Source organism: Nocardioides sp. zg-1308 (assembly GCF_013155375.1).
In the GTDB taxonomy this organism is placed as follows: domain Bacteria; phylum Actinomycetota; class Actinomycetes; order Propionibacteriales; family Nocardioidaceae; genus Nocardioides; species Nocardioides renjunii.
In genome coordinates this window covers 14,292-40,981 of sequence record NZ_JABJQY010000001.1, presented here as the reverse complement: position 1 = coordinate 40,981, position 26,690 = coordinate 14,292, and the positions used below count along the sequence as shown (strand labels likewise).

The window sequence follows — 26,690 nt, the reverse complement described above, 5'->3', positions numbered from 1 at the left end:
AGAGGGCCGGGACGCCGTCTTTTCGGCATTGACGCGCACTTTAGCGGCTTCCTACGTTCCGATGTGACGGGCGTCACCTCGACGCTCTCGACTCGGGCAAGGGAGCACCCCATGGCACAGCACCGTCCACGTCCATCCGGACGACCTCGTCGTACACCTCACGGCCGCGGCGTCGTCGCCGCGCTCGCGACGGTGACGCTCGCCGCCGGCCTGCTCGGCAGCGTCCCCTCCGGCGCCACCGCACCACCGACCGGCGCGTCCGCCGGGGCCATCGGCGTCCGGCTCGCCGAGGCGGGCGCCGAGCTGCTGCCCTACCAGGACGCGACCCTGCCGACCCGCCGGCGGGTGCGCGACCTCCTCGGGCGGATGACCCTCGCCGAGAAGATCGGCCAGATGGCGCAGGCCGAGCGGGCCGACGTCGCCGCCGACCCCGCGATCATCACCGAGCTCGGGCTCGGCAGCGTCCTGTCGGGTGGCGGCTCCGTGCCGACACCCAACACCGCCGAGGCATGGGCCGACACCGTGGACAGGTTCCAGCAGGCGGCGCTCGAGACGCGTCTCGGCATCCCCCTGATCTACGGCGTCGACGCGGTGCACGGGCACGGCAACCTCCTCGGCGCCACCGTCTTCCCGCACAACATCGGGCTCGGCGCCACCCGCAACCCGGCGCTGCTCGAGGAGATCGGGCACATCACCGCGATCGAGACCCGGGCCTCCGGCCCGCAGTGGAACTTCGCGCCCTGCCTGTGCGTGGCCCGCGACGACCGCTGGGGCCGCACCTACGAGTCGTTCGGCGAGGACCCGCGCCTGGTCGAGAGCCTGGCGACCGTGATCGACGGCCTCCAGGGCGAGCCCGGACAGCTCGACCAGCCGGACCGGGTGCTGGCCACCGCCAAGCACTTCGCCGGGGACGGGCTCACCGACTGGGACACCGGGGAGGGTGACTACACCCTGGACCAGGGCATCAGCCGGGTCAGCAGGCGCGAGTTCCGGCGCCTGGCCCTGTCGCCCTACCCGGCGGCGATCGACCGGCACCACGTCGGCAGCGTGATGCCGTCCTTCTCCAGCGTCGACTGGACCGAGGACGGGATCGGCAACCCGCTGAAGATGCACGCGCACGAGGAGCTCCTCACCGACGTCCTCAAGGGCGAGATGGGCTTCGAGGGCTTCGTGATCTCCGACTGGCGCGCCATCCACCAGATCCCCGGCGACCTGGCCACCCAGGTCACCGCGTCGGTCAACGCCGGCGTCGACATGTTCATGGAGCCCGGCTCGGGCACCGAGCCGGCGTTCCGCGAGCTCATCACCACGCTGACGCAGGTCGTCGAGGACGGCCGGGTCACCGAGGAGCGCATCGACGACGCCGTCTCCCGCATCCTGACCGCCAAGTTCGAGCTCGGCCTCTTCGAGAAGCCGCTGACCGACCGCTCGCTCATCGACACGATCGGCAGCCCGGCCCACCGCGCGGTCGCCCGCGACGCCGTCGCCCAGTCCCAGGTCCTGCTCCGCAACGAGGGCCGTACGCTCCCGCTGTCGTCGCGCGAGTCGCGCGTCTACGTCGCCGGGAGCAACGCCGACAACATCGGCAACCAGGCCGGCGGCTGGACGCTGACCTGGCAGGGCGGCTCGAGCAACGTCATCCCCGGCGACACGGTGCTCGACGCGATCGAGGCGCAGGCCACCCGGCCGGTGACCTTCAGCGAGGACGCCTCCGCCCGGGTGCCGCGCGGCGCCGACGGCGTCGTCGTCGTGGGGGAGACGCCCTACGCCGAGGGGTTCGGCGACGTCGGTGGACCGGAGTGGGCCTACGACCCGGCCGACAACGGCGTCCCGCGTCCCGAGCAGACGATGCGGCTCTCCGCGGCCGACCAGGAGGCCGTCCGCACCGTCTGCGACCGCGCCGCCACCTGCACGGTGCTCGTGGTCTCCGGCCGTCCGATGGTGATCGAGCCCGACCTGCTCCGCCGCATCGACGCGCTGGTGGCCTCCTGGCTGCCGGGCAGCGAGGGCAGGGGCGTCAGCGACGTGCTCTTCGGTCGCAAGCCGTTCACCGGCCGCCTCCCGGTGTCGTGGCCCCGGTCGGTGCACCAGGAGCCGATCAACGTCGGCGACGCCGACTACGACCCGCTGTTCCGCTACGGCTTCGGCAGGCGCACCCGCCCCTGACCGCTGTCGCGCCCACGTCCGTGGCCCGACCCGTGCGGGGTCGGGCCACGGTCCTGTCCGCCCTCGCCCGTCCGACCCGACCGTCCACGGCCCACCGTCGCTAGGGTCGGATCCATGCCCCACGAGCCCGCCCAGCGCTTCCGCGGACCGGTCCTGCCCGACGGCGAGGCCCGCGACCTCTACGTCGTCGAGGGCAGGATCACCCACGAGCCGCAGCCCGGCGCCGAGACGGTGGCGGAGGGCTGGATCGTGCCCGGGCTCGTCGACGCGCACTGCCACCTCGGCCTCGACGACTTCGGAGCCACCGACGACGCGGCCACCGAGCAGCAGGCCATCGCCGACCGCGACGGAGGGGCCCTGCTCATCCGCGACGCCGGCTCGGCGGCCGACACGCGGTGGATCCAGGACCGCGACGACCTGCCCCGGCTGATCCGGTGCGGCCGCCACATCGCCGCCACCCGGCGCTACATCCGCGGCTACGCCCACGAGGTCGAGCCCGCCGAGCTGGCGACGTACGCGGCGCAGGAGGCGCGCAACGGCGACGGCTGGATCAAGCTGGTCGGCGACTGGATCTCCCGCGACGAGGGCGACCTGGCCCCGTCCTTCCCCGCCGAGGCCTTCGCCGACGCCATCGCGGCGGCCCACGCGGAGGGCGCACAAGTCACCGCCCACTGCTTCGGCCACGGCGTGCTGCCCGGGCTGATCGAGGCCGGCATCGACTGCATCGAGCACGGCACCGGCCTCACCGAGAACCTGATCGACGCCATGGTGGAGCACGGCACCCGGCTGGTGCCCACGGTGATGCAGCTGGACAAGTTTCCCGAGCACGCGGCGGCCGGTGCCGAGCGGTTCCCGGCCTACGCCGCGACGATGACCGACCTCTACGCCCGGATGCCCGCCACGATCATGGCCGCCCACGAGGCCGGGGTGCCGATCTACGCCGGCTCCGACGGTGGCGGCATCAGCCGCCACGGCAACATCGCCGGGGAGGTCGAGGCCCTGGTCCGGATCGGGATGCCGGCCCACGACGCGCTGGGTGCCGCCAGCTGGCGAGCGCGGGAGTGGCTCGGGGTGGACGGCCTCGAGGAGGGCGCGTCGGCGGACTTCGTCGTCTACGACCGCAACCCGGTCGAGGACCTGTCCGTGCTCCGGACCCCCGCGTGCACCGTGCTGCGCGGTGTGGTGCGGGGCGTGGTGGGGGGCCGGTGAGCCGGGCTCAGTCCAGCTCGAGGACCTCGACGCCCGGTCCGGGCTCGTAGACGACCAGCGCGCAGTTGCGCTTCACCAGCTCCTCGCCGACCTGCTCGCCGGTGCGGCGGTCGATCACCCGTCGCCACACCTGGTTGCGCCGGAAGACCCGGCCGTCGCGGCGCAGGAACTGCTCGTCGCGCGCCTCCACCGTGTAGCGGAGCCCGGGGGGCTCGTCGGTGCGCAGCTGGCCGTGCAGGTAGCGATCGCCCACCCACGCGCGGAGCTGGAAGGGGCGGTCGGTGTCGTTGCGCACGACCAGGTCGATGTAGTTGTAGACGATCGAGCAGCCCACGCCCCACGGCAGCACCCGGCCCTGGTCCGGGAACAGGTCGAAGGAGTGCTCCGAGCGCTCCACGACGGTGAGCGGCGAGTGCAGCACCATCCAGTGCACGAGGTTGGCGAGCTGGCAGATGCCGCCGCCGACGCCTGCGTCGGCCGAGCCGTCCGAGAGCCTCATCCCGTCGAGGTAGCCCTTGCGCCGCGTGCAGTTGCCGACCACCTTGTTGAACGAGAAGGTCTGGCCGGGCGCGACGACGAGGCCGTCCACCCGCGCGGCCGCCAGGCGCAGGTTCGTGACCTTGTTGTGCTGCAGGTGCATCCGGTCCGGGTCGAGCTCGCGCAGGAGCAGCGAGCCGTGCTGCTTCACCCGCACCGGCAGGTCGGAGCCGGTGTGCTGCGTCGCCCACACGACCCGGCCCGACCACGCGTCGCGCACCCAGCGCGTACGTCTCCGCGCCCGGTGCGTGGCCACGGCGACGGGGAGCAGCCACGGGTGGCGCTGCGTCAGGCGCGGGGGAGCGGTGAGCCGCGCGGGCAGCTCCAGCGGCTCGACGGACGGCGTGGTCATGACCGGGAGACGTCGTGGACCCCCGTTCGGTTGCGGGAGATTTGTGGTCGAGCGCCGGACCGGCTGGGATGGGCCGGTGTCCACCGTCGCCGACCTGTTCCCGCCCCTGGGCCTCACCATCGAGGCCGGACCGCTGGTGCTGCGCGGCATCACCGACGAGGTGCTGCCCGACCTGTGCGACCTCGCGGTGCGCGGCATCCACGACCCGGGCGCGATGCCGTTCTACGTCCCGTGGACCGACGCCCCGCCCGACCAGCTGGCCCGCAACACCGCCGCCTACCACTGGCGGACCCGCGCCGAGTTCGGCCCGGACGCCTGGGGCCTGCACCTCGCGGTGTTCCACGACGACCGCCTGGTCGGGACGCAGGCCTTCGAGACGTCCGACTACCTCGTCACCCGCACCGGCGAGACCGGCTCGTGGCTGGGACGCGAGTTCCAGGGCCGTGGCATCGGCACCGCGATGCGGCAGGTGATCTGCGCGTTCGCCTTCGACCACCTCGACGCGGCCGTCATCACCTCGGGGGCCTTCCTCGACAACCCGGCCTCGCTGGCGGTCTCCCGCAAGCTGGGCTACCGGCCCAACGGCGTGCGGCGGCTCAGGCGCCGGCCGGGGGAGCTGGCGCTCAACCAGGCGCTCGTGCTGACCCCCGGGGACCTCGTCCGCGGGCCGCACCCGCTGCGGGTCGAGGGGCTCGAGGCGCTCCGGTCGTGCATCGGGCTGGACGCCGTCCGGGCGTGACGGGTCGGGCGATTGGTGGCGCGCCGCCCGCGTCTGGCAGAATCATCGCTCGTGTCCTGCGCGCCCGGACCCTCTCATCCAAGCACGCAGCGCCCATCGAGTGGCTGGACCCGGTGACCCCACCTGGGGCAAGGCCTCTCACCCACGACAATTCTGAGGAGACACCACAAACGTGGCCGTCAAGATTCGTTTGAAGCGCCTGGGCAAGATCCGGGTGCCGCAGTACCGCATCGTCGTCGTCGACTCGCGCAAGAAGCGCGACGGTCGGGTGCTCGAGGAGATCGGCAAGTACCACCCGAAGGAGGAGCCCTCCTTCATCGAGGTGACCTCCGACCGGGCGCAGTACTGGCTCGGTGTCGGCGCGCAGCCCTCCGAGGCCGTCGAGGCGATCCTCAAGGTCACCGGTGACTGGCAGAAGTTCAAGGGTCTCCCCGGCACCGAGGGCACCCTCAAGGTCAAGGAGCCCAAGCGCTCCAAGGTCGACATCTTCAACGAGGCCCTCAAGGAGGTCAGCGCCGAGCCCCGTGGCGGCGCGACCACCACCCGCAAGAAGGCCGACAAGCCGGCCGCCGAGGAGCCCGCCGCCGAGGCGCCCGCCGCGGTCGAGGTCCCGGCTTCGGAGACGCCCGAGGGTGCCGCCGAGGCCAACGCCGACCTGGAGAACGTCACCGCCGAGGAGGCCGGCAAGAACACGTCCGGCGTCGACGCGGACAAGCAGGCCTGATCGTGCTGGCCGAGGCGCTCGAGCACCTGGTGCGCGGGATCGTCGACCACCCCGACGACGTCGTGGTCCGCGACAAGCAGCTGCGTCGTGGCTCGATCCTCGAGGTCCGCGTCCACCCCGACGACCTCGGCAAGGTGATCGGCCGCAACGGTCGCACCGCGACCGCCTTCCGCACCGTCGTCTCGGCCCTCGCGGGCCGCGGCGGGGCGCGGGTGGACTTCGTGGACACCGACCGCCGCCGCTGAGCGACGTGCACGCCTGACGACGGGCGCCACCCCCACCGGGGTGGCGCCCGTCGTCGTTCCGCGACCTCTACGCTGGCCGCGTGAGTGATCAGCAAGCGGGCGAGATCGAGGTCGTCGTCGGCCGCATCGGCAAGCCCCACGGCATCCGCGGCGAGGTCACCCTCGACGTCCGCACCGACGAGCCCGACCGCCGCTTCGCCCCCGGCACGACGCTGCGGGCCGAGGCCCCCGCGGGCGCCGACCGCCGGCCCTCCAGCCTCACCGTCGCGCGGGCGCGCTGGCACCAGACGACGCTGCTCGTCACCTTCGAGGAGCTGACCGACCGCAACGCGGCGGAGGCCGTCCGCGGCACCATCCTCCACGCCACGATCGGCCCCGACGAGACGCCCGAGGACCCCGACGAGTTCTACGACCACCAGCTCGTCGGGCTCGACGTCGTCGACCTCGACGGCACGCACCTCGGGACGGTGAAGGGCCTCGTGCACGGCTCGGCCCAGGACCTGCTGGGCGTGCGCACCACCGACGGCCGCGACGCCCTCGTGCCGTTCGTGACGGCGCTCGTGCCGGAGGTCGACCTCGACGCCCGCCGCGTGGTGGTGGCCGACCGTCCCGGGCTCGTGTCGCCGTTCCCCGACGACGCACCGGACGCGCCCGCTGCGTCCGACCCTGGGGTTGGCGACGCGTCCGACGGCGGGTCGGGCGACGCATGAGGATCGACGTCGTCACGATCTTCCCCGACTACCTCGCCCCGCTCGACCTGAGCCTGCCCGGCAAGGCCCGGGACAAGGGCCTGCTCGAGGTGGCGGTCCACGACCTGCGCCAGTGGACGACCGACCGCCACCACACCGTCGACGACACCCCCTACGGCGGGGGAGCCGGGATGGTGATGAAGCCGGAGCCGTGGGGGCGAGCGCTCGACGCCGTCGCGACGGGGGCGACGATCGTCTTCACGACGCCGAGCGGGGAGCCGTTCACCCAGGCGCTCGCGCATGAGCTGAGCGGCCACGAGCACCTGGTCTTCGCCTGCGGGCGCTACGAGGGCATCGACCAGCGCGTGGTCGAGCACGCCGCCACGATCGGCACCGTGCGCGAGGTCTCGCTCGGCGACTACGTCCTCAACGGCGGGGAGGTCGCCGCGCTCGCCATCACCGAGGCGGTGGTGCGGCTCCTGCCCGGCTTCATGGGCAACGCGGAGTCGCTCGTCGAGGAGTCGCACGCCGACGGCCTGCTCGAGTACCCCGTCTACACCAAGCCGGCGTCGTGGCAGGGCCGCGAGGTCCCGGACGTGCTCCTCTCCGGCGACCACGCGCGGATCGCCGCCTGGCGGCGCGAGCAGGCCCAGCGCCGGACCGCCGCGCGCCGCCCGGACCTCCTCCCGGCGACCGGCGCCGTCCGCGGCCTCGCCGACCTCGACGTACGCCCGGCCGTTCCCGCCGACGCCGGCGAGATCTACACCCTGCAGCGCGCCTGCTGGCTGCAGGAGATGGAGGCCAACCCCGGCGTCGAGATCCCGGCCCTGCGCGAGTCGCTCGACGACGTACGCCGCGGCCTGGGGGAGTGGACCGTGATGGTCGCGCGCGAGCCGTCCTCGGGCCGCCTCGTCGGCGCCGTGCGCGGTCGGGTCGACGGCCATGGCGAGTGGGACATCGGTCGGATCATGGTCGCCCCCGACCTCCAGGGCCGCGGTCTCGGCCGCGCGCTCCTCGAGCTCGTCGAGGGACTCGCGCCGCCGGAGGTCGAGACCTACGTCCTCTTCACCGGCGCCGGGTCACTGGACAACCTGCGGATGTACAAGAAGGCCGGGTTCCGGGTGCGCGGCGACCGGGTCGCCCCGCCGGGAGCCGTCGTGCTCACCAAGCGGATTTCCCGCTGACGCCGACGCTCTGGCAGACTTCACCCCTGGTCCGCTCGAGGCCAGGGTCGCCCGGACGCATCCCACCAGATGCACCGCCCCGGGGTCCCGCCGTACCGCACCTGCCACAGGGGGCGCGCCGGCCGGCCAGCTCGGGCACGGACCGACCCGATCACCACCTCTCACACCGCGGCTGACCTGTGGCACTCGCGAGGAGCAGTCATGACCAACGTCATCGCCGACCTCGGCACCTCCCTCAAGCGCGACGACGTCCCGGCCTTCCGTGCCGGCGACAACGTCAAGGTCCACGTCAAGGTCATCGAGGGCAGCCGCTCGCGCGTCCAGGTGTTCCAGGGCGTCGTGATCCGCGTCCACGGCTCGGGCATCGGCCGCACCTTCACCGTCCGCAAGGTCTCCTTCGGCGTCGGCGTCGAGCGCACCTTCCCGCTGAACTCCCCGATCTTCGACAAGATCGAGGTCGTCACCCGCGGTGACGTGCGTCGCGCCAAGCTCTACTACCTGCGCAACCTGCGCGGCAAGGCTGCCAAGATCAAGGAGCGCCGCGAGGCCTGATCCCGCCACCCCGCCCTGCTGGGCGGGGAGCGACCAGCGACTCGTTAGTCTCTGCGAGTGACTTCCGACGACCGCGGTTCTGCGTCCCTCTCCACGGACGAGGAACCGCGGTCGTCGCGTTCCACGGGCAGCTCGGCGAGCGGCCGCAAGGGATCGGGACAGGGCAAGCCGAAGCGCAAGCAGCTGCCGCTGTGGCAGGAGACGATCCTCCTGCTCGGGGTCGCCCTGGTCCTCGCCGTGGTCATCAAGACGTTCTTCGTCCAGGCCTTCTACATCCCGTCGGAGTCGATGGAGCCGGGCCTGATCCTCAACGACCGGATCCTCATCCAGAAGGTCTCCTACTGGGGCGGCGGGGAGCCCGAGCGCGGCGACGTCGTCGTGTTCAAGGACCCGGGCGGCTGGCTGCCCCCCATCGACAGCGCCGGGCCCACCAACCCGGTGGCCAAGGCGATGGCCAAGATCGGGCTCTACCCGACCGGTGGGCACCTGGTGAAGCGCGTCATCGGCGTCGCGGGCGACACCATCGAGTGCTGCGACGACCAGGGCCGGCTCGTCGTCAACGGCCAGCCGCTCGCCGAGAGCGCCTACGTCAAGCGCGGCACCGGCAAGTGCAACGGCCCCATGCCCACCAACGGCACCTGCGACGAGGACTGGCAGGTCGGCCCGATCCCGGAGGGCCACATCTTCGTGATGGGTGACAACCGGTCGCGCTCGGCCGACTCCTCGCAGAAGATGTGTCGCACCGACGAGACCGAGTGCGTGCCCGGCGACGAGTTCGTCCCCGTCGACCTGGTCGTCGGCAAGGTCTTCGTCCTGCTGTGGCCCGCCGACCGCTTCCGCTGGAACACCCGTCCGGACACGTTCGAGGACGTGCCCGCACCGACCTCGTGACCCAGCCGCCCCAGCCCCTGCCGGGCGGCACGACCGTACGTCGTGACGCCGGGATCTACGGCTACGAGCGCGCCCTGCGGCGGGCCGGGCTCGACCCGATCGCCGGGGTCGACGAGGCCGGTCGCGGAGCCTGCGCCGGCCCGCTCGTCGCCGGGGCCGTCGTGCTGCCGGCCGGCAAGGCCGGCGTCGTCCCGGGGCTCGCCGACAGCAAGCTGCTGACCGAGGCCGCCCGCGAGCGCGTCTACGCCCAGGTCGTGCGCCGTGCCCTCGCGTGGTCGGTCGTGGTGGTCGACGCCGAGGAGTGCGACCGCCTCGGGATGCACGTGGCCAACGTCGAGGCGCTGCGCCGTGCCGTCGCCCGCCTCGAGGCTCGGCCGTCCTACGTCCTCACCGACGGCTTCCCGGTCGACGGGCTGGGGGTGCCCGGCCTCGCGGTGTGGAAGGGCGACCGGGTCGCGGCCTGCATCGCCGCGGCCTCCGTCATCGCCAAGGTGACCCGCGACCGGCTGATGGTCCAGATGCACGACTCGTGGCCGCACTACGACTTCCGCACCCACAAGGGCTACTGCACCGCGGAGCACGACGCGGCCCTCGCCGCCCACGGGCCGTGCCCCCAGCACCGGATGCGCTTCGTCAACGTGCGCCGCGCCGCCGGCCTCGAGCCGCTGCCGGAGACGTCGCCGCCCGAGCCGTCGTCGTCCGAGGCGTCCCCGCCCGAGGTGCTGGAGCGGGCCACTAGTGTCGGTCGGGAGCAGCCGGGCAGCACGGGGCCGGACCCGACGGAGGAGGACGCATGAGCGCCGAGGACCTCGAGAAGTACGAGACCGAGATGGAGCTCACCCTCTATCGCGAGTACCGCGACGTCGTGGGCATCTTCAAGTACGTCGTGGAGACCGACCGCCGCTTCTACCTCTGCAACCAGGTCGACGTGAAGGCGCGCTCCGAGAGCGGCGACGTGTTCTTCGAGGTCTCGATGAGCGACGCGTGGGTGTGGGACATGTACCGACCCGCGCGCTTCGCCAAGAACGTGAAGGTCCTGACGTTCAAGGACGTCAACGTGGAGGAGCTGGCTCCGCAGGAGATCGACCCGCCCAAGGACTGAGCCACCGGGCGTCCACAGCCGTCCTCGTCCGCCACTTCTCCACAGCCGCCGCCGCGCACCCGCCCGCCCTGTCGGCGGGCCGCGGTGTGCTGGTGCCTCCCCGATCTGCCCGACCGGAAGGCACCCACGATGGCCCGACCCGCCGCCACCTCACCCTTCGTCCCCGACCCGGCCGCCCAGCGCAAGCGCCTGCTCGGCGAGCGCGGCGAGACGATCGCAGCGCGTCACCTGACCGGTCGCGGGATGGTGCTGCTCGACCGCAACTGGAGGTGCGAGGCCGGCGAGATCGACCTCGTGCTCCGCGACGGGCAGGTCCTGGTGATCTGCGAGGTGAAGACCCGCACCTCCACCGACTACGGCGCACCGCTGGAGGCGGTCGACCGGCGCAAGGTCGACCGGCTGCGCCGCCTCGCCGCGAGGTGGCTGCGCGTCCACGACTGCCACCCCGAGGACGTCCGGATCGACATGGTGGGTGTCCTGGCGCCGCCGGGTCGGCCGGTCGAGGTCGAGCACGTCGAGGCGATCGGCTGATGGCCTTCGCGACGGCCCGCTCCCTGGCCCTGAAGGGCGCGGACGGGCACGTGATCGACGTCCAGGTCGACGTGTCGCCGGGCGTGGTCGGGACGACGCTGGTCGGCCGGGTCGACAAGAGCCTGTCCGAGGCGCGTGACCGGGTGCGGATGGCCATCAACAACGACTGCGGCCGCTGGCCGGCCACCAAGCGCGTCACGGTCCTGCTGTCGCCGGCCGACCTGCCCAAGGGCGGAACCCACTACGACCTCGCGATCGCCGTGGCGGTGATGGCGGCCGACAAGAAGCACGGCGAGCTCGCTCCCGAGCACCTCGAGGGCTGGGCGTTCGTCGGGGAGCTGTCCGTGTCGGGCGGACTGCGCCCGGTGCCGGGGGTGCTGCCGATGGTGATCGCCGCCGCGGCACACGGGATCACGCGGGTCTTCGTGCCGGAGCCGCAGGCGGCCGAGGCCGGTCTCGTCCCGGGGATGACGGTGTTCGGCGTGCGCTCGCTGTCCCAGGTCGTCGCCGTGCTGTGCGACGTCGAGGTCCCGGAGGCGCCACCCGTCGTGGCGCCGTCCGCCAGCCCGCTCACCTCGTGGCGTGGTGCCGACCGGCTCGACGACGTCGACCTGCGCGACCTCGACGGCCTCGACGACGTCCGCTACGCCGTGGAGGTCGCGGCGGCCGGCGCCCACCCGCTGATGCTCGTCGGACCGCGCGGGACGGGCAAGACGTCGATCGCCGAGCGGATCCCCACGATCCTCCCCGACCTGACGATCGAGCAGTCGCTCGAGGTGACGGCCCTGCACTCGGTGGCCGGGACGCTCCCCGAGGGCGCGGGCCTGCTCCGGCGACCGCCGTGGTTCGCGCCCCACCACAGCGCGAGCGCGGCGAGCGTGCTCGGCGGTGGCACCGGTCGCGTCCGACCGGGCCAGGTCAGCCTGGCCCACCACGGCGTGCTGTTCCTCGACGAGTTCCCGCACTTCCGCTCCGACGTCATCGAGGCGATGCGCCAGCCGCTGGAGTCCGGGGAGGTGACGATCGCCCGGGGCGAGGAGTCGGCCACCTATCCCGCCCGCTCCCTCGTCGTGCTGGCGGCCAATCCCTGCCCGTGCGGCAACTTCCACGGCCTGACCGGGGGAGGCTGTGAGTGCTCGGAGGTGCAGCGCGCCCACTACCAGCGCAAGCTGTCCGGCCCCATCGTCGACCGGGTCGACATCTGGATGCAGGTCCGCCCACACGGTCCGAGGAGCGGGCGGAGCTTCGCCCCGCCCCCGGAGTCGTCGGCCGACGTCCGGGCCCGCGTCGAGAGCGCTCGGCTGCGCCAGCACCGTCGCTACCGCGACTGCCCGTGGCTGCTCAACTCGGCCGTCCCGGGGCCCGCCCTGGCCGAGCGGTGGCCCCTCCACCCCGCGGCCCAGCGCCTCGTCGAGGCGGAGCTCGCCGCGGGGCGGCTGACCCGACGGGGCCTCACCCGGGTCCAGCGGCTGGCGTGGACGGTCGCCGACTGCGCCGACGTCGACCGTCCGGGTGAGGCCCAGGCCCGGGTCGCTCTCGTCCTGCGGTCGCCCGACCCGTCGCGCGTCCTGCCCGCCGAGGTCGTGCGGACGGTGGCGTCATGAGCGTCCGGGCGATCCGCCCGGCCGGCGGACCCACGGAGGCCGACCGGCTCGCCCGGGTGGTGCTGAGCCGTGCCGTCGAGCCCGGCGACCGCACCACCTCCTCGCTCGTGCGGCAGCTCGGCCCCCAGGGCGCACTGCGCACGCAGCTCGAGCCCAAGCCGGGCAGCGGCCTGCCGGACCGGCTCCTGCAGGTCGACCCCGTCCGCGAGCTGGATCAGGCCCGACGGTGCGGCATCCGCTTCGTGGTGCCCGGTGATCCCGAGTGGCCCCCCGGCCTCGACGACCTCGACCACGTCGAGGACGTCCAGGCGCTCGGCGGCACCCCGCCGGGGATCTGGGTGAAGGGCCCGATGCCGCTGACGGAGCTGGCCACGTCGGTGGCCGTGGTCGGGTCCCGGTCCTGCTCGGTCTACGGCGACGAGGTGGCCCGCTGGATCTCGGGCACCGTCGCCGCAGCCGGGACGCCGGTGGTCTCGGGGGGAGCCAAGGGCATCGACTTCGCGGCGCACGACGCGGCGCTCCTGGCCGGCGGCGCGACGGTGGCCGTTCTCGCGTGCGGCGTCGACCGGGCCTATCCCGTGCAGCACCGCCGACTCCTGGCCCACCTCGCCGCCGAGTTCGCGGTGGTCTCCGAGCAGCCGCCGGGGTCCGCCCCCACGCGGATCCGGTTCCTGGCGCGCAACCGGCTCATCGCCGCGCTGACCAGCGGGACGGTCCTCGTCGAGGCCGCCCTGCGCAGCGGCGCCCTCAACACCGCCAGCTGGGCCGAGCAGCTCAGCCGACCCGTCATGTGCGTGCCCGGCCCCGTCACCAGCTACACGTCGGAGGGCGTGCACGAGTGGTTCCGGCGCGGCGGCGCCTCCCTGGTCACCCGCGGCGCGGAGGTCCTCGAGATCGTCGGTGCCGCGGGTCAGCACCTCCCGGAGGTCCGTCGCGGCGAGGAGCGGCCACGCGACAGCCTGAGCCGCACCGACCAGCTGGTGCTCGAGGCCGTTCCGGTGAGCGCCCCGGCCGACGTGGAGTCGATCGCCGGGATGTGCGCGCTCCACGTCCGCGAGGCGGCCAACGCGCTGGGCCGCCTCGAGCGGGGCGGCTTCGTCCGGGAGGTCCCCGGCGGGTGGCGACTCGCGGGTGCCGGGTGAGAGGCGTCCCGACGCCTACGATCGTGGCGTGGCCGACGAGGAAGCAGGTGCGCCGGGGCTGCCCGAACCCATGATGCGCGTGCTCGCCGACTACGAGCGCCACCTGGTCTCCGAGCGCGACCTCGCCCCGCACACCGTCCGTGCCTACCTCGGTGACGTCTCCGGCCTGCTCGACCACTGCCTGCGGCTCGGCCACGACGACGTCACGGACCTCGACCTCCGCACGCTGCGGAGCTGGCTGGCCCGGCTCCAGACCACCGGCCGCAGCCGGACGACCATCGCGCGCCGGGCCACGGCGGCCCGCGTCTTCACCGCGTGGCTGCACCGGACCGGGCGCCTGCCCACCGACCCGGGGGCTGCGCTCGGATCGCCGAAGAAGCACAAGACGCTTCCCCCGGTCCTCCGGGCCGACGAGGCCGAGGCCCTGATCCGCTCGGCCGCCGAGCTGGCCGACGACGGCACCCCGGTCGGGGTCCGCGACGTGGCGATGCTCGAGCTGCTCTACGCCACCGGCATCCGGGTGGGCGAGCTGGTCGGGCTCGACGTCGACGACGTGGACGACGAGCGACGGGTGGTCCGGGTCCTCGGCAAGGGCCGCAAGGAGCGTTCGGTGCCCTACGGCACCCCGGCGGGCCGCGCGCTGGACCGGTGGCTGCGCTCCGGACGCGCCGCGCTGCGCGTCGAGGGGTCCGGGCCGGCGCTGTTCCTGGGCGTGCGCGGGCGACGCATCGACCAGCGGGCCGTCCGGGACCTCGTCCACCGACGCATCGCGGACGTCCCCGGCGCCCCCGACATCGGCCCGCACGGCCTGCGGCACTCCGCCGCCACCCACCTGCTCGAAGGGGGCGCGGACCTGCGCTCGGTGCAGGAGCTGCTCGGCCACGCCTCGCTGGCCACGACGCAGCTCTACACGCACGTCACCACCGACCGGCTGCGTCGCGCCTACCAGCAGGCGCACCCCCGGGCGTAGGCAGACCGGCGTCGTCAGACGGCGTGGTCGACCGGGCGCCGCCAGCGCTGGAGCGGGGGAGTCCACGGCAACCGCGTCGTGGCCGGCGCGTCGCGCCAGAGGGGGAGCAGCCGCACCGGGCCCCCGCCGACGAGCGACAGCGGGTCGAGGTAGGTCTCGCCCTCGATCAGCCCCCAGTGCAGGCAGGCCGCGGGGAAGCAGTGGCTGTCGGTGACCACGAGCCTGCCCAGCACCGTGCCGGCGGCCACCTCGTCGCCCCGCTCGACCGTCGCCACGACCGGCTCGTAGGTCGTACGCCGCCCCCCGTGCAGCACCGTGACGACCGGCTTGCCGCCGATGGAGCCGGCGAAGCCGACGGTGCCGGGCAGGGCGGCCCGCACCGCCTGGCCGGGCGCGCCGGCCAGGTCGACGCCGCGGTGCCCGGAGGCGTACGGGTGCGGCGGGGGCTCGAAGCCGCGGACCACGTCGGGCTCGGGGTCGAGGGGCCACACCCCGTCGACCTCGGGCTCCGCCGGCGGGGTGGGCCAGGCGTGGGTGGCGGGGGAGAGCGGCACGGAGGACGCCGCGAGCAGGAGGGCCGTGAGGACGGCGACGAGGTGGGTGCGCACCCTGCGAGGCTGCCCGGCAGGGGCCCCGGGGGCGACGGCCGACGGGCGCGGCTGTGGAGTGCGACGGTGCCGGGCCGGTTGTGGACGGTTGCCGGTGCGTGCCCAGCGGGAAGACGCCGCTCCGCCGCAGCGTTCCGCCATTTCGCCCGGCGTGAGTCCCTGGCCTACGATGTGCGGAGCAGTCCACCCGGACTGACTTCGCACGCTCGCAGACCGCGTCGGGATGCTCCTCGGTCCCGGACCGCCCGTGGGCGTCGGTCCTCAGTTCCGCCAGCCCCACCGGTGCGGATCGGACCGGCGTGTGAGCGTCAGGGCACCCGGCACCCGCCGGGGGCAGCAACTGAAACCAACAGGAGTCACGCTCCCGGTCCGGCCTGCGCAAGGTCGGGCACATCGGTCAGCGCCTCCGCCACCACAGGAGAACCCATGGCAGTCGTCACCATGCGCCAGCTGCTCGAGAGCGGCGTCCACTTCGGTCACCAGACCCGTCGTTGGAACCCCAAGATGAAGCGCTTCATCATGACCGAGCGCAACGGCATCTACATCATCGACCTGCAGCAGTCGCTGTCCTACATCGACCGCTCCTTCGCCTTCGTCAAGGAGACCGTGGCGCGCGGCGGTGTCGTGATGTTCGTCGGCACCAAGAAGCAGGCGCAGGAGGCCATCGCCGAGCAGGCCACCCGCGTCGGCATGCCCTACGTCAACCAGCGCTGGCTCGGCGGCATGCTCACCAACTTCCAGACCGTCCACCAGCGGATCAACCGCCTCAAGGAGCTCGACGACGTCGACTTCGAGACGGTCGCCGGCTCGGGTCGCACCAAGAAGGAGCTCCTGCAGATGAAGCGGGAGCACACCAAGCTCGAGAAGACCCTCGGCGGCATCCGCGAGATGACCAAGGTCCCCTCGGCCGTGTGGATCGTCGACACCAACAAGGAGCACCTGGCCGTCGAGGAGGCCCGCAAGCTGCGGATCCCGATCATCGGCATCCTCGACTCCAACTGCGACCCCGACCTCGTCGACTTCCCGATCCCGGGCAACGACGACGCCATCCGCGCGGTCGGCCTGCTGACCCGCGTGGTCGCGGACGCCGTCGCCGAGGGCCTCATGGCCCGTTCGGGCGTCAAGGGCGGCGACGCCGACGAGACCGTCGGTGCCGAGGAGCCCCTCGCCGAGTGGGAGCGCGAGCTCCTCGCCGGTGACGCCGAGAAGGCCGCTGCCGCCGCCACGGGCGACGCCGCCGCCGAGACCCCGGCCTCCGAGTCCACCGGTGCCGCTGCCGAGGCGCCCCAGGCCGACGCCGCCGCCGACGCCGCTGTCGAGGCACCGGCCGACGCCGCGACCTCGGACGAGGCGCCTGCTCCCGTCGCCGGCAGCGACGCGTCGGCCGACGAGGTCGCCGCCGACGTCGACGCCGCCGTCGCCGAGGCTGCCTCCGTCGACACCGCCACGGCCGTCACGGACGCCGAGCCGGCGACCGACGAGCCCACCGCCTGAGACGTCCCGACCGCGGCGGCGCGCAGGACCTGCGCGCCGCCGCGCCGTACCCACCGAACCTGAAGGAAGAAGGACCATGGCCAACTTCACCGCCGCCGACGTCAAGAAGCTCCGTGAGCAGACCCAGGCCGGGATGATGGACTGCAAGAAGGCGCTGACCGAGGCGGACGGCGACTTCGACAAGGCCGTCGAGCTGCTCCGGGTCAAGGGCGCCGCCAAGGCCGCCGCCCGCGGCGCCGAGCGCGAGACCGCCGCCGGCCTCGTCGCCACCTCCGGCAACGCCCTGGTCGAGCTCAAGAGCGAGACCGACTTCGTCGCCAAGAACGAGGACTTCATCAAGAAGGCCCAGCAGATCGCCGACGTAGCCAACAAGGTCAAGGCCGCCGACACCGCCGCCCTCAAGGCCGCCGAGCTGGACGGCAAGACCGTCGGCGAGGTCGTGGAGGACCTGGCCATCACCATCGGCGAGAAGATCGAGCTGGGCGAGGTCGCCTACTTCGACGGCACCACCGTCACCTACATGCACAAGCGTGCCGCCGACCTCCCGCCGGCCGTCGGCGTGCTGGTCGAGTTCGAGGGTGACGAGGCCGCCGCCCGCGGCGCCGCGATGCAGATCGCCGCGATGAAGGCGCAGTACCTCACCCGCGACGAGGTGCCGGCCGACGTCGTCGAGTCCGAGCGCTCGATCGCCGAGCAGAAGACCCGCGAGGAGGGCAAGCCCGAGCAGGCGATCGCCAAGATCGTCGAGGGTCGCCTCGGTGGCTTCTACAAGGAGATCGTCCTGCTCGAGCAGGAGTCGGTCACCGAGTCCAAGAAGAGCGTCAAGGCCGTCCTCGACGCGGCCGGCACGACCGTGAAGCGGTTCGCCCGCTTCGAGGTCGGCGCCTGAGCCACGCACCACCCGATCACCGACGAGGGGCCGTACGCCAGTGGCGTACGGCCCCTCGTCGCTCGGGTTCGACCCCCGGGCCTGCCGGCCGGTAGGTTTCCGGTGACCCACCCAGCCGTGTGAAGGGATCCCAGTGACGGCCTACAACCGTGTCCTGCTCAAGCTCTCGGGCGAAGTCTTCGGCGGGGGCGAGGTGGGACTGGACCTCGACGTCATCAACGCCACGGCGAGCGAGGTGGCCGAGGTCGCGAAGTCGGGCGTGCAGATCGCCATCGTGGTCGGCGGCGGCAACTTCTTCCGCGGCGCCGAGCTGCAGCAGCGCGGCATGGAGCGGGCCCGCGCCGACTACATGGGCATGCTCGGCACGGTGATGAACTGCCTGGCGCTCCAGGACTTCATCGAGAAGCACGGCGTCGAGACCCGCGTGCAGACCGCCATCACGATGGGCCAGGTCGCCGAGCCCTACATCCCGCGCCGCGCCATCCGGCACATGGAGAAGGGTCGCGTCGTGATCTTCGGCGCGGGGGCCGGCATGCCGTTCTTCTCGACCGACACCGTGGCCGCCCAGCGCGCCCTCGAGACCCGGTGCGAGGTCATCCTCATGGGCAAGCAGGGCGTCGACGGGGTCTACGACTCCGATCCCAAGCAGAACCCCGACGCGGTCAAGTTCGACCACCTCACCTATGACGAGTACCTCGCCCGCGACCTCAAGGTCGCCGACGCGACCGGGATCGCGATGGCGCGCGACAACGCGATGGACATGGTGTTCTTCAACCTCTCGACCCCAGGCACGATCGTGCGGGCGGTGCGGGGTGAGAGGATTGGCACGCTGGTGAGCAGCGCGCCCGAGCCGACCGCCTGACCGCCGCACCGAGACGTACGACGAGAGAGAGCAACCCGTGATCAACGACGTCATGAACGATGCCGACGCCAAGATGGACAAGTCCGTCGAGGCCACCCGCGAGGAGTTCGCCGCGATCCGCGCCGGCCGGGCCAACCCGGCGATGTTCGCCAAGATCACGGCCGACTACTACGGCTCCCCGACCCCGCTGCAGCAGCTGGCGAGCTTCACCTCCCAGGACGCCCGCACCATCTTGATCCAGCCGTTCGACGTCGGCGCGATGGGCGCCATCGAGAAGGCCATCCGCGACTCCGACCTCGGCGTCAACCCGGCCAACGACGGCAAGGTGCTGCGCTGCGTCTTCCCCGAGCTCACCGAGGAGCGCCGCAAGGAGTTCATCAAGCTCGCCAAGGCCAAGGCCGAGGACGGCCGGGTGTCGGTCCGCAACATCCGCCGCACCGCCAAGCAGGCGCTCGAGAAGCTCGAGAAGGACGGCGAGGTCGGCAAGGACGACGTCACCGGGGCCGAGAAGCGCCTCGAGGGCATGACCAAGACCCACACCGACAAGATCGACGAGCTCCTCAAGCACAAGGAAGCCGAGCTGCTCGAGGTCTGAGCGCCCCTCCATGACGACTCCTGACAGTCCACCGGCGCCGGGGACGCCCCAGCCACCGCAGAAGGACCACGGCCGCGCCGGCCGGGACCTGCCTGCCGCCGTCGGCTCGGCGGTGGTGCTGGTCGGCGCGATCCTGCTCTCGCTCTTCTTCTGGAAGACCGCGTTCATGGGGATCGTGGCGGTCGCCGTGGCGGTGGCCGTGTGGGAGCTGCACCGCGGGCTGTCGGCCAAGGACATCGACCTCCCCGAGCAGCCGCTGATGCTGGGCGGCGTCGTGATGGTGGTCGTCGCCTACTTCTGGGGGGCGCCGGCGCTCGTGACGGCCACCGCCGTCACCGCCCTGGTCGTGATGCTGTGGCTGCTGCGGCGTGGCGTCGACGGCTACGTCAAGAACGCCACCGCATCGGTCTTCACGCTCGTCTACGTGCCCTTCCTCGCCTCCTTCGTGGCGCTGCTCCTCGCCGAGGGCGGTCACGACCCGGCGTTCGGCTTCGACGTCGACGACGACGGCGTGCGCGGCGTCATCACGTTCATCGCGATCGTGATCGCCTCCGACACCGGCGGCTACGTCGCCGGCGTGCTGTTCGGCAAGCACCCGATGGCCCGCGTGATCTCGCCCAAGAAGTCCTGGGAGGGGTTCGCCGGGTCGATGGTCGCCACCATCGCGGTCGGCGTCTGGCTGGTGACGTCCTTCCTCGGCGGCGACTGGTGGGTCGGCGTCATCCTCGGTGTCATCACCGCCGTGATGGCCACCCTCGGCGACCTCTGCGAGTCCGTGATCAAGCGCGACCTCGGCATCAAGGACATGAGCCAGGTCATCCCCGGCCACGGCGGCCTCATGGACCGGCTCGACTCGCTCCTCGCGACGGTCGCGCCGATCTGGCTGGTGCTCTACTACCTCGTCTTCTGATGCGGATCCTGGTCACCGGCGGCCGCACCGGCTACCTCGGTCGGCGGGTCGTGGCAGCGGCCGAGGCCACGCACGACGTCGTCGCGGTCGGCTCGGCGGACGCCGACGTCCGCGACGAGGCCGCCGTACGGGCGCTGATGGAGCGGCACCGCCCCGCGGCGATCGTGCACACCGCCTACGTGCAGGACGACTGGGAGGTGACCGCGACCGGCGCCGCCCACGTCGCCCGTGCCGCCGCCGGCGCGGGTGCGCGGCTGGTGCTGGTCTCCTCCGACGTGGTCTTCGGCGGGTCCGATCGCCCCTACACCGAGGCCGCGCCGACCGACCCCGTGTCGTCGTACGGCCGGGCGAAGGTCGCCGCCGAGACCGAGGCGCTGGCCGCCTGCCCCGGCGCCGTGGCCGCCTGCCCCGGCGCCGTGGTCGCCCGCACCTCCCTCATCCTCGGCGACGGCGCCTCGAAGCACGAGCAGCTCGTGCGCGCGCTGGCCACGGGCGCCGAGGGCGTCCTCTTCGAGGACGAGCGCCGCTGCCCGGTCCACGTCGACGACCTCGCCACCGCCCTCGTCGAGCTCGCCGGCAACGACGTCCGGGGACTGCTCCACGTCGGAGGCGGGGAGACGACCAGCCGGCTCGAGCTCGGCCGGCTGATCGCCCGCCGCGACGGCCTCGACGCCGGCGCGCTCCGCCCGGGTCGGCGGGCAGACCTCGCCGACCCCGGCCCGATCGACGTACGCCTCGACTCGGCGCTCGCCGCGACCCTCCTCGCCACCCGGCTCCGCGGCGCGTCCGAGTTCCTGGCGCCGAGGCCGCGATGACGCTCCACCTGGTCCGGCACGGGCGGCCGCTCGTCGTCCCCGGTGTGCCCGCGTCCGCGTGGGACCTCGACCCCGCGGCGTACGACGACGTCTGGGCGCTGCGGGCCTCGGGTCGCCTGCCGGGACGCGCCGCCTGGCTGACCTCGCCCGAGCCCAAGGCGGTCCAGACGGCGCAGCTGCTCACCGACGCCGAGGTCGGCGTGCTCCCCGACCTGCGCGAGCACGAGCGGGGAGGGGAGTGGGTCGAGGACTTCGCCGGGGCGGTCCGCCGCGCCTTCGAGCGGCCCGACGAGCCGGCCGTCGACGGCTGGGAGCCGCTCGCCGCCTGCCGGGACCGTGTCGTCCCCGCGGTCCGGCGGCTGCTGGAGGTGCACGGACAGGAGGACGTGGTGCTGGTCGGCCACGGCACCGCCTGGACCCTGGTCGTCGCCGACCTCACCGCTCGCCCGCCCGACCTCGACCGGTGGGCGGGGCTCGGGATGCCCGACGTCATCACCGTCGACCGCTGAGCCGGCGCCGCGCGCCGGTGCCACGAATTGCCTGTCACCGCGTGCCCACCGGCGCCGGACGGACGCGACCACCTACTCTGGGCGCGTGGAGACGCAGCCGGTGCAGGAGGTCGGGACGACGCAGGAGGGGCGCTTCGCGTGGTGGCACTCCAGCCACCCGACGTTCGCCGGGATCACGGGCTTCTTCGCCGGCATGTTGTTCGTCACCGCCCTGCCCGGCGCCTTCGCCGGCATCCTGCGGCTGCTGTTCCCCTACGAGACGGCCGAGCGGCTGTTCCCGTTCGTGCTCGTCTTCCTGGCGCTGCCGATCTTCCTGCTGGTCAAGCGCAAGACCCGCCGCTTCGGGCAGTTCATGTTCGTCGGCATGATCGTCACCGCGATGGTCGTGCTGGGTGTCGCCTCACTGGTGCTCTACTTCATGGTCGACGCCTGATCCGCTGAATCGTCGCCCCGACCGCCGGGGTGGGACACTGGTCCAGATGTCCGAATCCACCCAGCAGCCGATCAAGACCCTGCCGCTCGTCTTCGACGAGCCCCGCGGGCGCCGCAAGCCGCCGCGGCACCTCGCCGACCTCGACGAGGCCGGCCGCAAGGCGCTGCTCGAGGAGATGGGCCTGCCCGGCTTCCGCGCCAAGCAGCTGTCCACCCACTACTTCGGCCGCCTCGTCGACGACCCGGCGGAGATGACCGACCTGCCGTCGGGCCAGCGCGACGAGCTCGTCGCGGCGCTGCTGCCGCACCTGATGACGCCGCTGCGCACCATGGAGGCCGACCGGGGCACCACCCGCAAGACCCTGTGGAAGCTCTTCGACGGCGCGCTCGTGGAGTCGGTGCTGATGCGCTACCCCGACCGCGCGACGATCTGCGTCTCCAGCCAGGCCGGCTGCGGCATGGCCTGCCCGTTCTGCGCGACCGGCATGGGCGGGCTGCAGCGCAACATGTCGACCGCCGAGATCGTCGAGCAGGTCGTCGCCGGCGCGCGCTCCCTCGCCCGCGGTGAGGTCCCCGGCGGACCGGGCCGCGTCTCCAACGTCGTGTTCATGGGCATGGGCGAGCCGCTGGCCAACTACAAGGCCGTCATCGGCGCCGTGCGCCGCCTCACCGACCCCTCGCCCGCCGGCCTCGGCATGAGCGCCCGCGGCGTCACCGTGTCCACCGTCGGCCTGGTGCCGCGGATCAACCAGCTCGCCGACGAGGGCATCCCCGTCACGCTGGCGCTCAGCCTCCACGCGCCCGACGACGAGCTGCGCAACGAGCTGGTGCCGATCAACTCCCGCTTCTCGGTCGCCCAGACCGTCGAGGCGGCGTGGAACTACGCCGCCAAGACCAAGCGCCGGGTCTCGATCGAGTACGCCATGATGCGCGGCATCAACGACCAGGCCGAGCGGGCCGACCTGCTGGGCGACGTCCTGAACTCGTACGGCGACTGGGGCTGGGTGCACGTCAACCTGATTCCTCTCAACCCGATCGAGGGCTCGAAGTGGACCGCGTCCGACCCCGCCGACGAGCGCGAGTTCGTCCGCCGGCTCGAGGCCAAGGGCATCCCCACCACCGTCCGCGACACCCGCGGCCGGGAGATCGACGGCGCCTGCGGCCAGCTGGCCGCCAAGGAGTAGCTCCTCCGGGGGCATGCTCGGCCTCGGTGTGACTGGCCCGGCGGTCCCCGGATATCCGGTGACCGCCGTGCCTACAGGTAGAGATCTGCACCTCGAAGCACGCAACTCGGGTGCGAAGCTCGGCCACACCGCCCCGCCGCACCCCCGAGCGTCGGGGACCGTTCACGTGTCGTCCTCCCGGATCGGGGCGTCCGTTGCGAGGCGCTTCCTAGCGTCCGGGGCATGGACCTGCTCGAGAGGCGGCGTCGCAGCCGCACCGTCCCGGCCAACCTCGTCACCCTCCCGACCTTCACTCCGCGCGACCTGCACCCGCACGACCCGGGCCCGCGCCTGCGGGTGCTCGTCGTCACCGAGTCGTTCCTGCCCCAGGTCAACGGCGTCACCAACTCCGTGCGCCGGGTGCTGGAGCACCTGGCCGCCGAGGGCCACGAGGCGGAGCTGATCGCACCGACCGGCCCCGCGACGTACGCCGGGTTCCCCGTCACCCGGGCCCGCGGGGCGAACCTGCCGTTCTACGCCGACTTCCGGATCGGGCTCGAGACCCGCCGCCGGCTCGGGGCGGCGATGGAGCGGTTCCGCCCCGACGTGGTGCACATCGCCTCGCCGGCGACGCTCGGCTACCAGGCGGCGCGCGCCGCGCGGTCGCTCGGCATCCCGACCGTCGCGATCTACCAGACCGACCTCGTGGGGTTCGCCGACCGGTACGCCGTCCCCGGCGGCGCGCGCGCCATGGAGTCGCTCACCCGCCGGATCCACCTCGGCGTCGACCGCACCCTCGCGCCGTCGACGGCGAGCATCGACCAGCTGGCCCGCCTCGGTGTGGACGCCGTGGCGCGGTGGCCGCGGGGCGTCGACCAGGTCCTCTTCGACCCGGCCCGGCGCGACGAGGACCTGCACGCCGCGCTCGCGCCGGCTGGCGAGCTGCTCGTGGGGTACGTCGGCCGGCTGGCGCCCGAGAAGGAGCTCGAGCTCCTGGCGCAGGTCGACCGGCTCCCCGGTGTACGCCTCGTCCTGGTGGGCGGCGGGCCGGAGGAGGGCCGCCTCCGGGCGCTGCTCCCGGACGCCGCCTTCCTCGGCGTCCTGCACGGCGAGGAGCTGGCCCGGGCCTACGCGACCCTCGACGTCTTCGTGCACACCGGCCGTCACGAGACCTACTGCCAGTCCGCCCAGGAGGCGCTCGCCAGCGGCGTCCCGGTGGTGGCCCCGCGTGCCGGTGGCCCGGTCGACGTCGTCGACGACACCGTCGCGGGCTTCCTCTACGAGCCGGGCGACGCCGAGGAGCTGGCGGCGCACGTCGAGCGGCTCGTCACCCAGCCCGTGCTGCGGCTGCGGATGTCACGTGCGGCGCGCGCCAGCGTCCGCGGGCGGACGTGGCAGGCGGTCAACGAGCTGCTGGTCAGCCACTACCGCGAGGTGGGCGCGGCCCCGGCGCTCAGCCGCCGACGCGCCGGCTGACCTCCGCCACGACCACCGCCACGGCCTCCTCGACGCTGTCGACGAGGTGCACGTGGGGCTCCATCGACCGTCCGCGCGCCAGCGCCTGCAGCAGCGGCCACACGGGGAGGTCCTCGGTCCAGTGGCGGCGGCCGACCAGCACCATGGGCGCCACGGAGGTCCGGTCGGCGTAGTAGTTCTCGCAGGCGTCCTGGAAGACCTCCTGCACCGTGCCGCCCGCTCCCGGCAGGAACACGATGCCGGCCGTGCAGACCTCGAGCAGCAGCGCCTCGCGCGGGGCGTTGCGGAAGAACTTCGCGATCGCCGTGGCGAAGGGGTTCGGCGGCTCGTGGCCGTAGTGCCAGGTCGGGATGCCGAGCGACTCCCGCCCGCCGGCCGTCGCCTCGACGACGTCCAGCGCCACCCGGGCCCAGGCGCCGATGTCGGGTCGGAAGGACGGCACCTGCGCGACCGCCGCCAGCGCGGCGTCGAGCGCGGCGGACTCCTGACCCGATCCGTCCCCCGGCACGAACGCGCCGAGGTTGGCGGCCTCCATCGCTCCGGGTCCGCCGCCCGTGGCGACCGTCAGCCGCGCGGCCAGGGCGTGGCCCAGCCGTGCCGCGTCGGCGTACGCCTCGCTTCCGCGCTCGAGCGCGTGACCGCCCATGACGCCGACGACCTCCCGTCCGGCGACCCACTCGCCGAGGGCGGCGTCGACGTGGTGGTCGTGCAGCGCCATGGCGAGCGCGTCCTCGGGGCCGGCACCGCGCCGGGACCAGGCGTACGCCCGGGCGTCGAGGGTGTCCTCGTAGCGGGGTGCGTCGTAGAGCTCGGCGGGGGAGTAGAGGCCCGCCCGGTAGGGGTCGACCGGGACGTCGGGGATCGCGTGCAGCACCACCCCGCCGGCGCGACGTACGGCGTCGTCCTCGCCCTCGGCGAACTCGCAGCCGAGGAACAGCGACTGCGCCAGCGACCGCTTGAGCAGGGCGGGGCCGCGCTCGGTGAGGTCGAGGCGCAGCACTCGCCAGCCGGCCAGCGACCGCACGCCCTCGGCCAGGCGGCGGTCGAGGTCGTCGAGGGAAGTGACGTCGAGGACGCGTCCACGGGAGTGCAGCACGCGCCCCAACCTATGCGCTCTCAGGCGTGAGTCCCTGAGAGACTCAAGGCGGACTTGCCGAGCGTGTTGCGAACTTCTGGGGGTGTGCACGCCCCCAGAAGTTCGGGTTTCCCCGCCTGTGCGGGGAAACCCGAAACCCGAGGACCCACCCGACGACCCCCGCTCAGAAGGCGTGGGCCATCAGCTCCCCGAACAGCTCCTGCTGGTCGACCTCGAGCCCGCGGGAGCGGAACCAGGCGCACATGTTGGCGCAGTCGCGCAGCAGGAAGTCCATCCCGCGCGGGTTGCCGACGAGATCCACCATCTGCGGCAGGTCGATGATGACCAGCCGCTCACCGGCGGCGAGGGTGTTGTAGGGAGACAGGTCCCCGTGCACGAGCCCGGCCTGGACGAGCGTCATCAGCGCGTCGCGGAGCTGCTCGTAGTAGCCCTCGACCACGGTCCGCTCGGGGCGGACCTGGGCCACCCGGGGCGCGGTCTCGACCTCGCCGTCGACGGTGTGGGTGATCCACTCCATCAGGATCTCGGTGTCGTCGATCTGGACCGGGTAGGGGACCGGGAGGCCGAGCTCCCAGCACCGCCGCAGGGCGTTCCACTCCGAGATCGCCCACTCGCCCGCGGCGACCTGGCGGCCCCAGGTCGACTTGCGCTTGAGGGCGCGCTCGTCCCGGGAGCGCTTCATGGAGCGGCCCTCGGTGTAGGCGGCTGCACGGTGGAAGGTGCGGTGGTCGGTGTCGCGGTAGCGCTTCGCGGCCATCACGACCGCGTCCTCGGGCCGGTGCGGGTCGCCGCGCTCCAGCAGGAAGACGTCGGCCTCCTTGCCGGTCTTGAGGATGCCCAGGTCGGCGTCGATGGCGCCGCTGGAGGTCACGACCCAGTCGGGGCGCGGCTCGGGGCCCCGCATGAGGGCCTCGAGGTCCTCCCAGCGGGACCAGCGCTGACCCTCGCCGAGCTCGTCGGCGTAGGTGTGGAACGAGAAGACGAACGACTCGTCGATGCCCTCGGTGGGCGAACGGTCGTCAGTGCGGAGGAAGTCCTCCGGGAATGCGTGCGTCAAGGTGGGTGCTCCGTGCGTGAGAGAGGTGGTCGGCGGGCAGGCCGAGGACAGTGATGGACATGTCACGGCTCCTCTCACAACACGGGCGACGCGGGTCGTCGCCGGGGCGTACGCCGACCAGTCTGGCGCAGCCGTCGGCGGTCCGCA

28 protein-coding genes and 1 pseudogene are annotated in these 26,690 nt (G+C 73.1%); 25 read left to right on the top strand and 4 right to left on the bottom strand.

What is annotated here, in order from left to right; translation table 11 throughout:
• Window positions 1-192: 192 nt before the first annotated feature.
• Both HN031_RS00205 and HN031_RS00200 read left to right on the top strand, forming a co-directional pair.
• The gene (locus tag HN031_RS00205) at window positions 193-2,166 is read left to right on the top strand and encodes a glycoside hydrolase family 3 protein (RefSeq protein WP_367650606.1); all 1,974 of its coding nucleotides are present in this window, start codon (window positions 193-195) and stop codon (window positions 2,164-2,166) included.
• 114 nt (window positions 2,167-2,280) lie between these two features.
• The gene (locus HN031_RS00200; protein ID WP_172264665.1) at window positions 2,281-3,375 is read left to right on the top strand and encodes an amidohydrolase family protein; all 1,095 of its coding nucleotides are present in this window, start codon (window positions 2,281-2,283) and stop codon (window positions 3,373-3,375) included.
• Window positions 3,376-3,382: 7 nt separating this feature from the next.
• Here the strand turns inward: HN031_RS00200 and HN031_RS00195 are convergent, their stop codons facing one another.
• The gene (locus HN031_RS00195; protein ID WP_172264660.1) at window positions 3,383-4,264 is read right to left on the bottom strand and encodes a VanW family protein; all 882 of its coding nucleotides are present in this window, start codon (window positions 4,262-4,264) and stop codon (window positions 3,383-3,385) included.
• A gap of 76 nt (window positions 4,265-4,340) precedes the next feature.
• Here HN031_RS00195 and HN031_RS00190 point away from each other — a divergent pair, with 76 nt between their 5' ends.
• The 13 genes and pseudogenes from HN031_RS00190 to HN031_RS00130 all read left to right on the top strand — a co-directional run bounded on the left by HN031_RS00190 (window position 4,341) and on the right by HN031_RS00130 (window position 14,637).
• Window positions 4,341-5,003, top strand: coding sequence for a GNAT family N-acetyltransferase (locus HN031_RS00190; protein WP_367650605.1), 663 nt, complete (start codon window positions 4,341-4,343; stop codon window positions 5,001-5,003).
• Between the two features lie 172 nt (window positions 5,004-5,175).
• The gene (gene rpsP, locus HN031_RS00185; RefSeq protein ID WP_172264654.1) at window positions 5,176-5,727 is read left to right on the top strand and encodes a 30S ribosomal protein S16; all 552 of its coding nucleotides are present in this window, start codon (window positions 5,176-5,178) and stop codon (window positions 5,725-5,727) included.
• A gap of 2 nt (window positions 5,728-5,729) precedes the next feature.
• Complete coding sequence (locus HN031_RS00180) at window positions 5,730-5,972, top strand: RNA-binding protein (protein ID WP_091196877.1); 243 nt, start codon at window positions 5,730-5,732, stop codon at window positions 5,970-5,972.
• 80 nt (window positions 5,973-6,052) lie between these two features.
• Window positions 6,053-6,682 (top strand): ribosome maturation factor RimM, encoded by a 630-nt coding sequence (gene rimM, locus HN031_RS00175; RefSeq protein ID WP_367650604.1) that lies wholly within the window; start codon window positions 6,053-6,055, stop codon window positions 6,680-6,682.
• Window positions 6,679-7,845: a tRNA (guanosine(37)-N1)-methyltransferase TrmD gene (gene trmD, locus HN031_RS00170; protein WP_172264651.1), complete on the top strand. Its 1,167-nt coding sequence runs from the start codon at window positions 6,679-6,681 to the stop codon at window positions 7,843-7,845. Before rimM ends, trmD begins: the two co-directional genes overlap by 4 nt.
• A gap of 201 nt (window positions 7,846-8,046) precedes the next feature.
• The gene (gene rplS, locus HN031_RS00165; protein ID WP_172264648.1) at window positions 8,047-8,397 is read left to right on the top strand and encodes a 50S ribosomal protein L19; all 351 of its coding nucleotides are present in this window, start codon (window positions 8,047-8,049) and stop codon (window positions 8,395-8,397) included.
• A gap of 57 nt (window positions 8,398-8,454) precedes the next feature.
• Entirely contained in the window at window positions 8,455-9,288 is an 834-nt protein-coding gene (lepB, locus tag HN031_RS00160) for a signal peptidase I (protein WP_172264645.1), read from the top strand.
• A 17-nt stretch (window positions 9,289-9,305) separates the two neighbouring features.
• A pseudogene (locus HN031_RS00155) lies at window positions 9,306-9,947 on the top strand (ribonuclease HII); the annotation flags it as partial.
• Window positions 9,948-10,081: 134 nt separating this feature from the next.
• Entirely contained in the window at window positions 10,082-10,390 is a 309-nt protein-coding gene (locus HN031_RS00150; protein ID WP_056906529.1) for a DUF2469 domain-containing protein, read from the top strand.
• A 129-nt stretch (window positions 10,391-10,519) separates the two neighbouring features.
• Window positions 10,520-10,921, top strand: coding sequence for a YraN family protein (locus HN031_RS00145; protein WP_172264642.1), 402 nt, complete (start codon window positions 10,520-10,522; stop codon window positions 10,919-10,921).
• Entirely contained in the window at window positions 10,921-12,525 is a 1,605-nt protein-coding gene (locus HN031_RS00140; RefSeq protein ID WP_172264638.1) for a YifB family Mg chelatase-like AAA ATPase, read from the top strand. The genes HN031_RS00145 and HN031_RS00140 overlap by 1 nt, the downstream gene beginning before the upstream one ends.
• Window positions 12,522-13,667 carry a DNA-processing protein DprA gene (gene dprA, locus HN031_RS00135; protein ID WP_172264634.1) on the top strand — a complete coding sequence of 382 codons (1,146 nt, stop codon included), beginning with the start codon at window positions 12,522-12,524 and terminating at the stop codon, window positions 13,665-13,667. The genes HN031_RS00140 and dprA overlap by 4 nt, the downstream gene beginning before the upstream one ends.
• Before the next feature lie 70 nt (window positions 13,668-13,737).
• Window positions 13,738-14,637, top strand: coding sequence for a tyrosine recombinase XerC (locus tag HN031_RS00130; RefSeq protein WP_172265387.1), 900 nt, complete (start codon window positions 13,738-13,740; stop codon window positions 14,635-14,637).
• A gap of 14 nt (window positions 14,638-14,651) precedes the next feature.
• On the opposite strand, the gene HN031_RS00125 is transcribed toward HN031_RS00130, so the two are convergent.
• A complete protein-coding gene (locus HN031_RS00125) occupies window positions 14,652-15,245 on the bottom strand; it encodes a M23 family metallopeptidase (protein WP_367650603.1) in 594 nt (197 codons plus the stop codon).
• A gap of 426 nt (window positions 15,246-15,671) precedes the next feature.
• Here HN031_RS00125 and rpsB point away from each other — a divergent pair, with 426 nt between their 5' ends.
• From rpsB to HN031_RS00075, 10 genes are all read left to right on the top strand, one after another.
• Window positions 15,672-16,739: a 30S ribosomal protein S2 gene (rpsB, locus tag HN031_RS00120; RefSeq protein ID WP_172264628.1), complete on the top strand. Its 1,068-nt coding sequence runs from the start codon at window positions 15,672-15,674 to the stop codon at window positions 16,737-16,739.
• Between the two features lie 76 nt (window positions 16,740-16,815).
• Window positions 16,816-17,628 (top strand): translation elongation factor Ts, encoded by an 813-nt coding sequence (tsf, locus tag HN031_RS00115; protein WP_172264625.1) that lies wholly within the window; start codon window positions 16,816-16,818, stop codon window positions 17,626-17,628.
• A gap of 133 nt (window positions 17,629-17,761) precedes the next feature.
• Entirely contained in the window at window positions 17,762-18,490 is a 729-nt protein-coding gene (gene pyrH / locus HN031_RS00110; protein WP_172264622.1) for a UMP kinase, read from the top strand.
• 40 nt (window positions 18,491-18,530) lie between these two features.
• The gene (frr, locus tag HN031_RS00105; protein ID WP_322425673.1) at window positions 18,531-19,085 is read left to right on the top strand and encodes a ribosome recycling factor; all 555 of its coding nucleotides are present in this window, start codon (window positions 18,531-18,533) and stop codon (window positions 19,083-19,085) included.
• 10 nt (window positions 19,086-19,095) lie between these two features.
• The gene (locus tag HN031_RS00100; protein WP_172264616.1) at window positions 19,096-19,995 is read left to right on the top strand and encodes a phosphatidate cytidylyltransferase; all 900 of its coding nucleotides are present in this window, start codon (window positions 19,096-19,098) and stop codon (window positions 19,993-19,995) included.
• Window positions 19,995-20,810 carry a sugar nucleotide-binding protein gene (locus HN031_RS00095; protein WP_172264613.1) on the top strand — a complete coding sequence of 272 codons (816 nt, stop codon included), beginning with the start codon at window positions 19,995-19,997 and terminating at the stop codon, window positions 20,808-20,810. Before HN031_RS00100 ends, HN031_RS00095 begins: the two co-directional genes overlap by 1 nt.
• Window positions 20,807-21,319 carry a histidine phosphatase family protein gene (locus HN031_RS00090; protein WP_172264610.1) on the top strand — a complete coding sequence of 171 codons (513 nt, stop codon included), beginning with the start codon at window positions 20,807-20,809 and terminating at the stop codon, window positions 21,317-21,319. The genes HN031_RS00095 and HN031_RS00090 overlap by 4 nt, the downstream gene beginning before the upstream one ends.
• 85 nt (window positions 21,320-21,404) lie before the next feature.
• Window positions 21,405-21,752, top strand: coding sequence for a hypothetical protein (locus HN031_RS00085; protein WP_216651952.1), 348 nt, complete (start codon window positions 21,405-21,407; stop codon window positions 21,750-21,752).
• Window positions 21,753-21,798: 46 nt separating this feature from the next.
• Complete coding sequence (gene rlmN / locus HN031_RS00080; RefSeq protein WP_172264607.1) at window positions 21,799-22,935, top strand: 23S rRNA (adenine(2503)-C(2))-methyltransferase RlmN; 1,137 nt, start codon at window positions 21,799-21,801, stop codon at window positions 22,933-22,935.
• A 222-nt stretch (window positions 22,936-23,157) separates the two neighbouring features.
• Complete coding sequence (locus HN031_RS00075; RefSeq protein WP_172264604.1) at window positions 23,158-24,390, top strand: glycosyltransferase family 1 protein; 1,233 nt, start codon at window positions 23,158-23,160, stop codon at window positions 24,388-24,390.
• On the opposite strand, the gene HN031_RS00070 is transcribed toward HN031_RS00075, so the two are convergent.
• Both HN031_RS00070 and HN031_RS00065 read right to left on the bottom strand, forming a co-directional pair.
• On the bottom strand, window positions 24,368-25,486 hold the full coding sequence (locus HN031_RS00070) for an LOG family protein (protein WP_172264601.1): 1,119 nt from the start codon (window positions 25,484-25,486) through the stop codon (window positions 24,368-24,370). The two genes, HN031_RS00075 and HN031_RS00070, sit on opposite strands and share 23 nt — an antisense overlap.
• 163 nt (window positions 25,487-25,649) lie before the next feature.
• The gene (locus HN031_RS00065) at window positions 25,650-26,543 is read right to left on the bottom strand and encodes a serine protein kinase RIO (protein WP_172264598.1); all 894 of its coding nucleotides are present in this window, start codon (window positions 26,541-26,543) and stop codon (window positions 25,650-25,652) included.
• Between the last annotated feature and the right edge of the window lie 147 nt (window positions 26,544-26,690).

Bases quoted from the DNA above. Each gene is read 5' to 3' on its own strand.
- HN031_RS00200 (WP_172264665.1), top strand. From the start codon at position 2,281: ATGCCCCACGAGCCCGCCCAGCGCTTCCGCGGACCGGTCCTGCCCGAC.
- HN031_RS00195 (WP_172264660.1), bottom strand. From the start codon at position 4,264: ATGACCACGCCGTCCGTCGAGCCGCTGGAGCTGCCCGCGCGGCTCACC.
- trmD (WP_172264651.1), top strand. From the start codon at position 6,679: ATGAGGATCGACGTCGTCACGATCTTCCCCGACTACCTCGCCCCGCTC.
- rplS (WP_172264648.1), top strand. From the start codon at position 8,047: ATGACCAACGTCATCGCCGACCTCGGCACCTCCCTCAAGCGCGACGAC.
- HN031_RS00150 (WP_056906529.1), top strand. From the start codon at position 10,082: ATGAGCGCCGAGGACCTCGAGAAGTACGAGACCGAGATGGAGCTCACC.
- HN031_RS00145 (WP_172264642.1), top strand. From the start codon at position 10,520: ATGGCCCGACCCGCCGCCACCTCACCCTTCGTCCCCGACCCGGCCGCC.
- HN031_RS00140 (WP_172264638.1), top strand. From the start codon at position 10,921: ATGGCCTTCGCGACGGCCCGCTCCCTGGCCCTGAAGGGCGCGGACGGG.
- dprA (WP_172264634.1), top strand. From the start codon at position 12,522: ATGAGCGTCCGGGCGATCCGCCCGGCCGGCGGACCCACGGAGGCCGAC.
- HN031_RS00130 (WP_172265387.1), top strand. From the start codon at position 13,738: ATGATGCGCGTGCTCGCCGACTACGAGCGCCACCTGGTCTCCGAGCGC.
- rpsB (WP_172264628.1), top strand. From the start codon at position 15,672: ATGGCAGTCGTCACCATGCGCCAGCTGCTCGAGAGCGGCGTCCACTTC.
- tsf (WP_172264625.1), top strand. From the start codon at position 16,816: ATGGCCAACTTCACCGCCGCCGACGTCAAGAAGCTCCGTGAGCAGACC.
- HN031_RS00100 (WP_172264616.1), top strand. From the start codon at position 19,096: ATGACGACTCCTGACAGTCCACCGGCGCCGGGGACGCCCCAGCCACCG.
- HN031_RS00095 (WP_172264613.1), top strand. From the start codon at position 19,995: ATGCGGATCCTGGTCACCGGCGGCCGCACCGGCTACCTCGGTCGGCGG.
- HN031_RS00090 (WP_172264610.1), top strand. From the start codon at position 20,807: ATGACGCTCCACCTGGTCCGGCACGGGCGGCCGCTCGTCGTCCCCGGT.
- rlmN (WP_172264607.1), top strand. From the start codon at position 21,799: ATGTCCGAATCCACCCAGCAGCCGATCAAGACCCTGCCGCTCGTCTTC.
- HN031_RS00075 (WP_172264604.1), top strand. From the start codon at position 23,158: ATGGACCTGCTCGAGAGGCGGCGTCGCAGCCGCACCGTCCCGGCCAAC.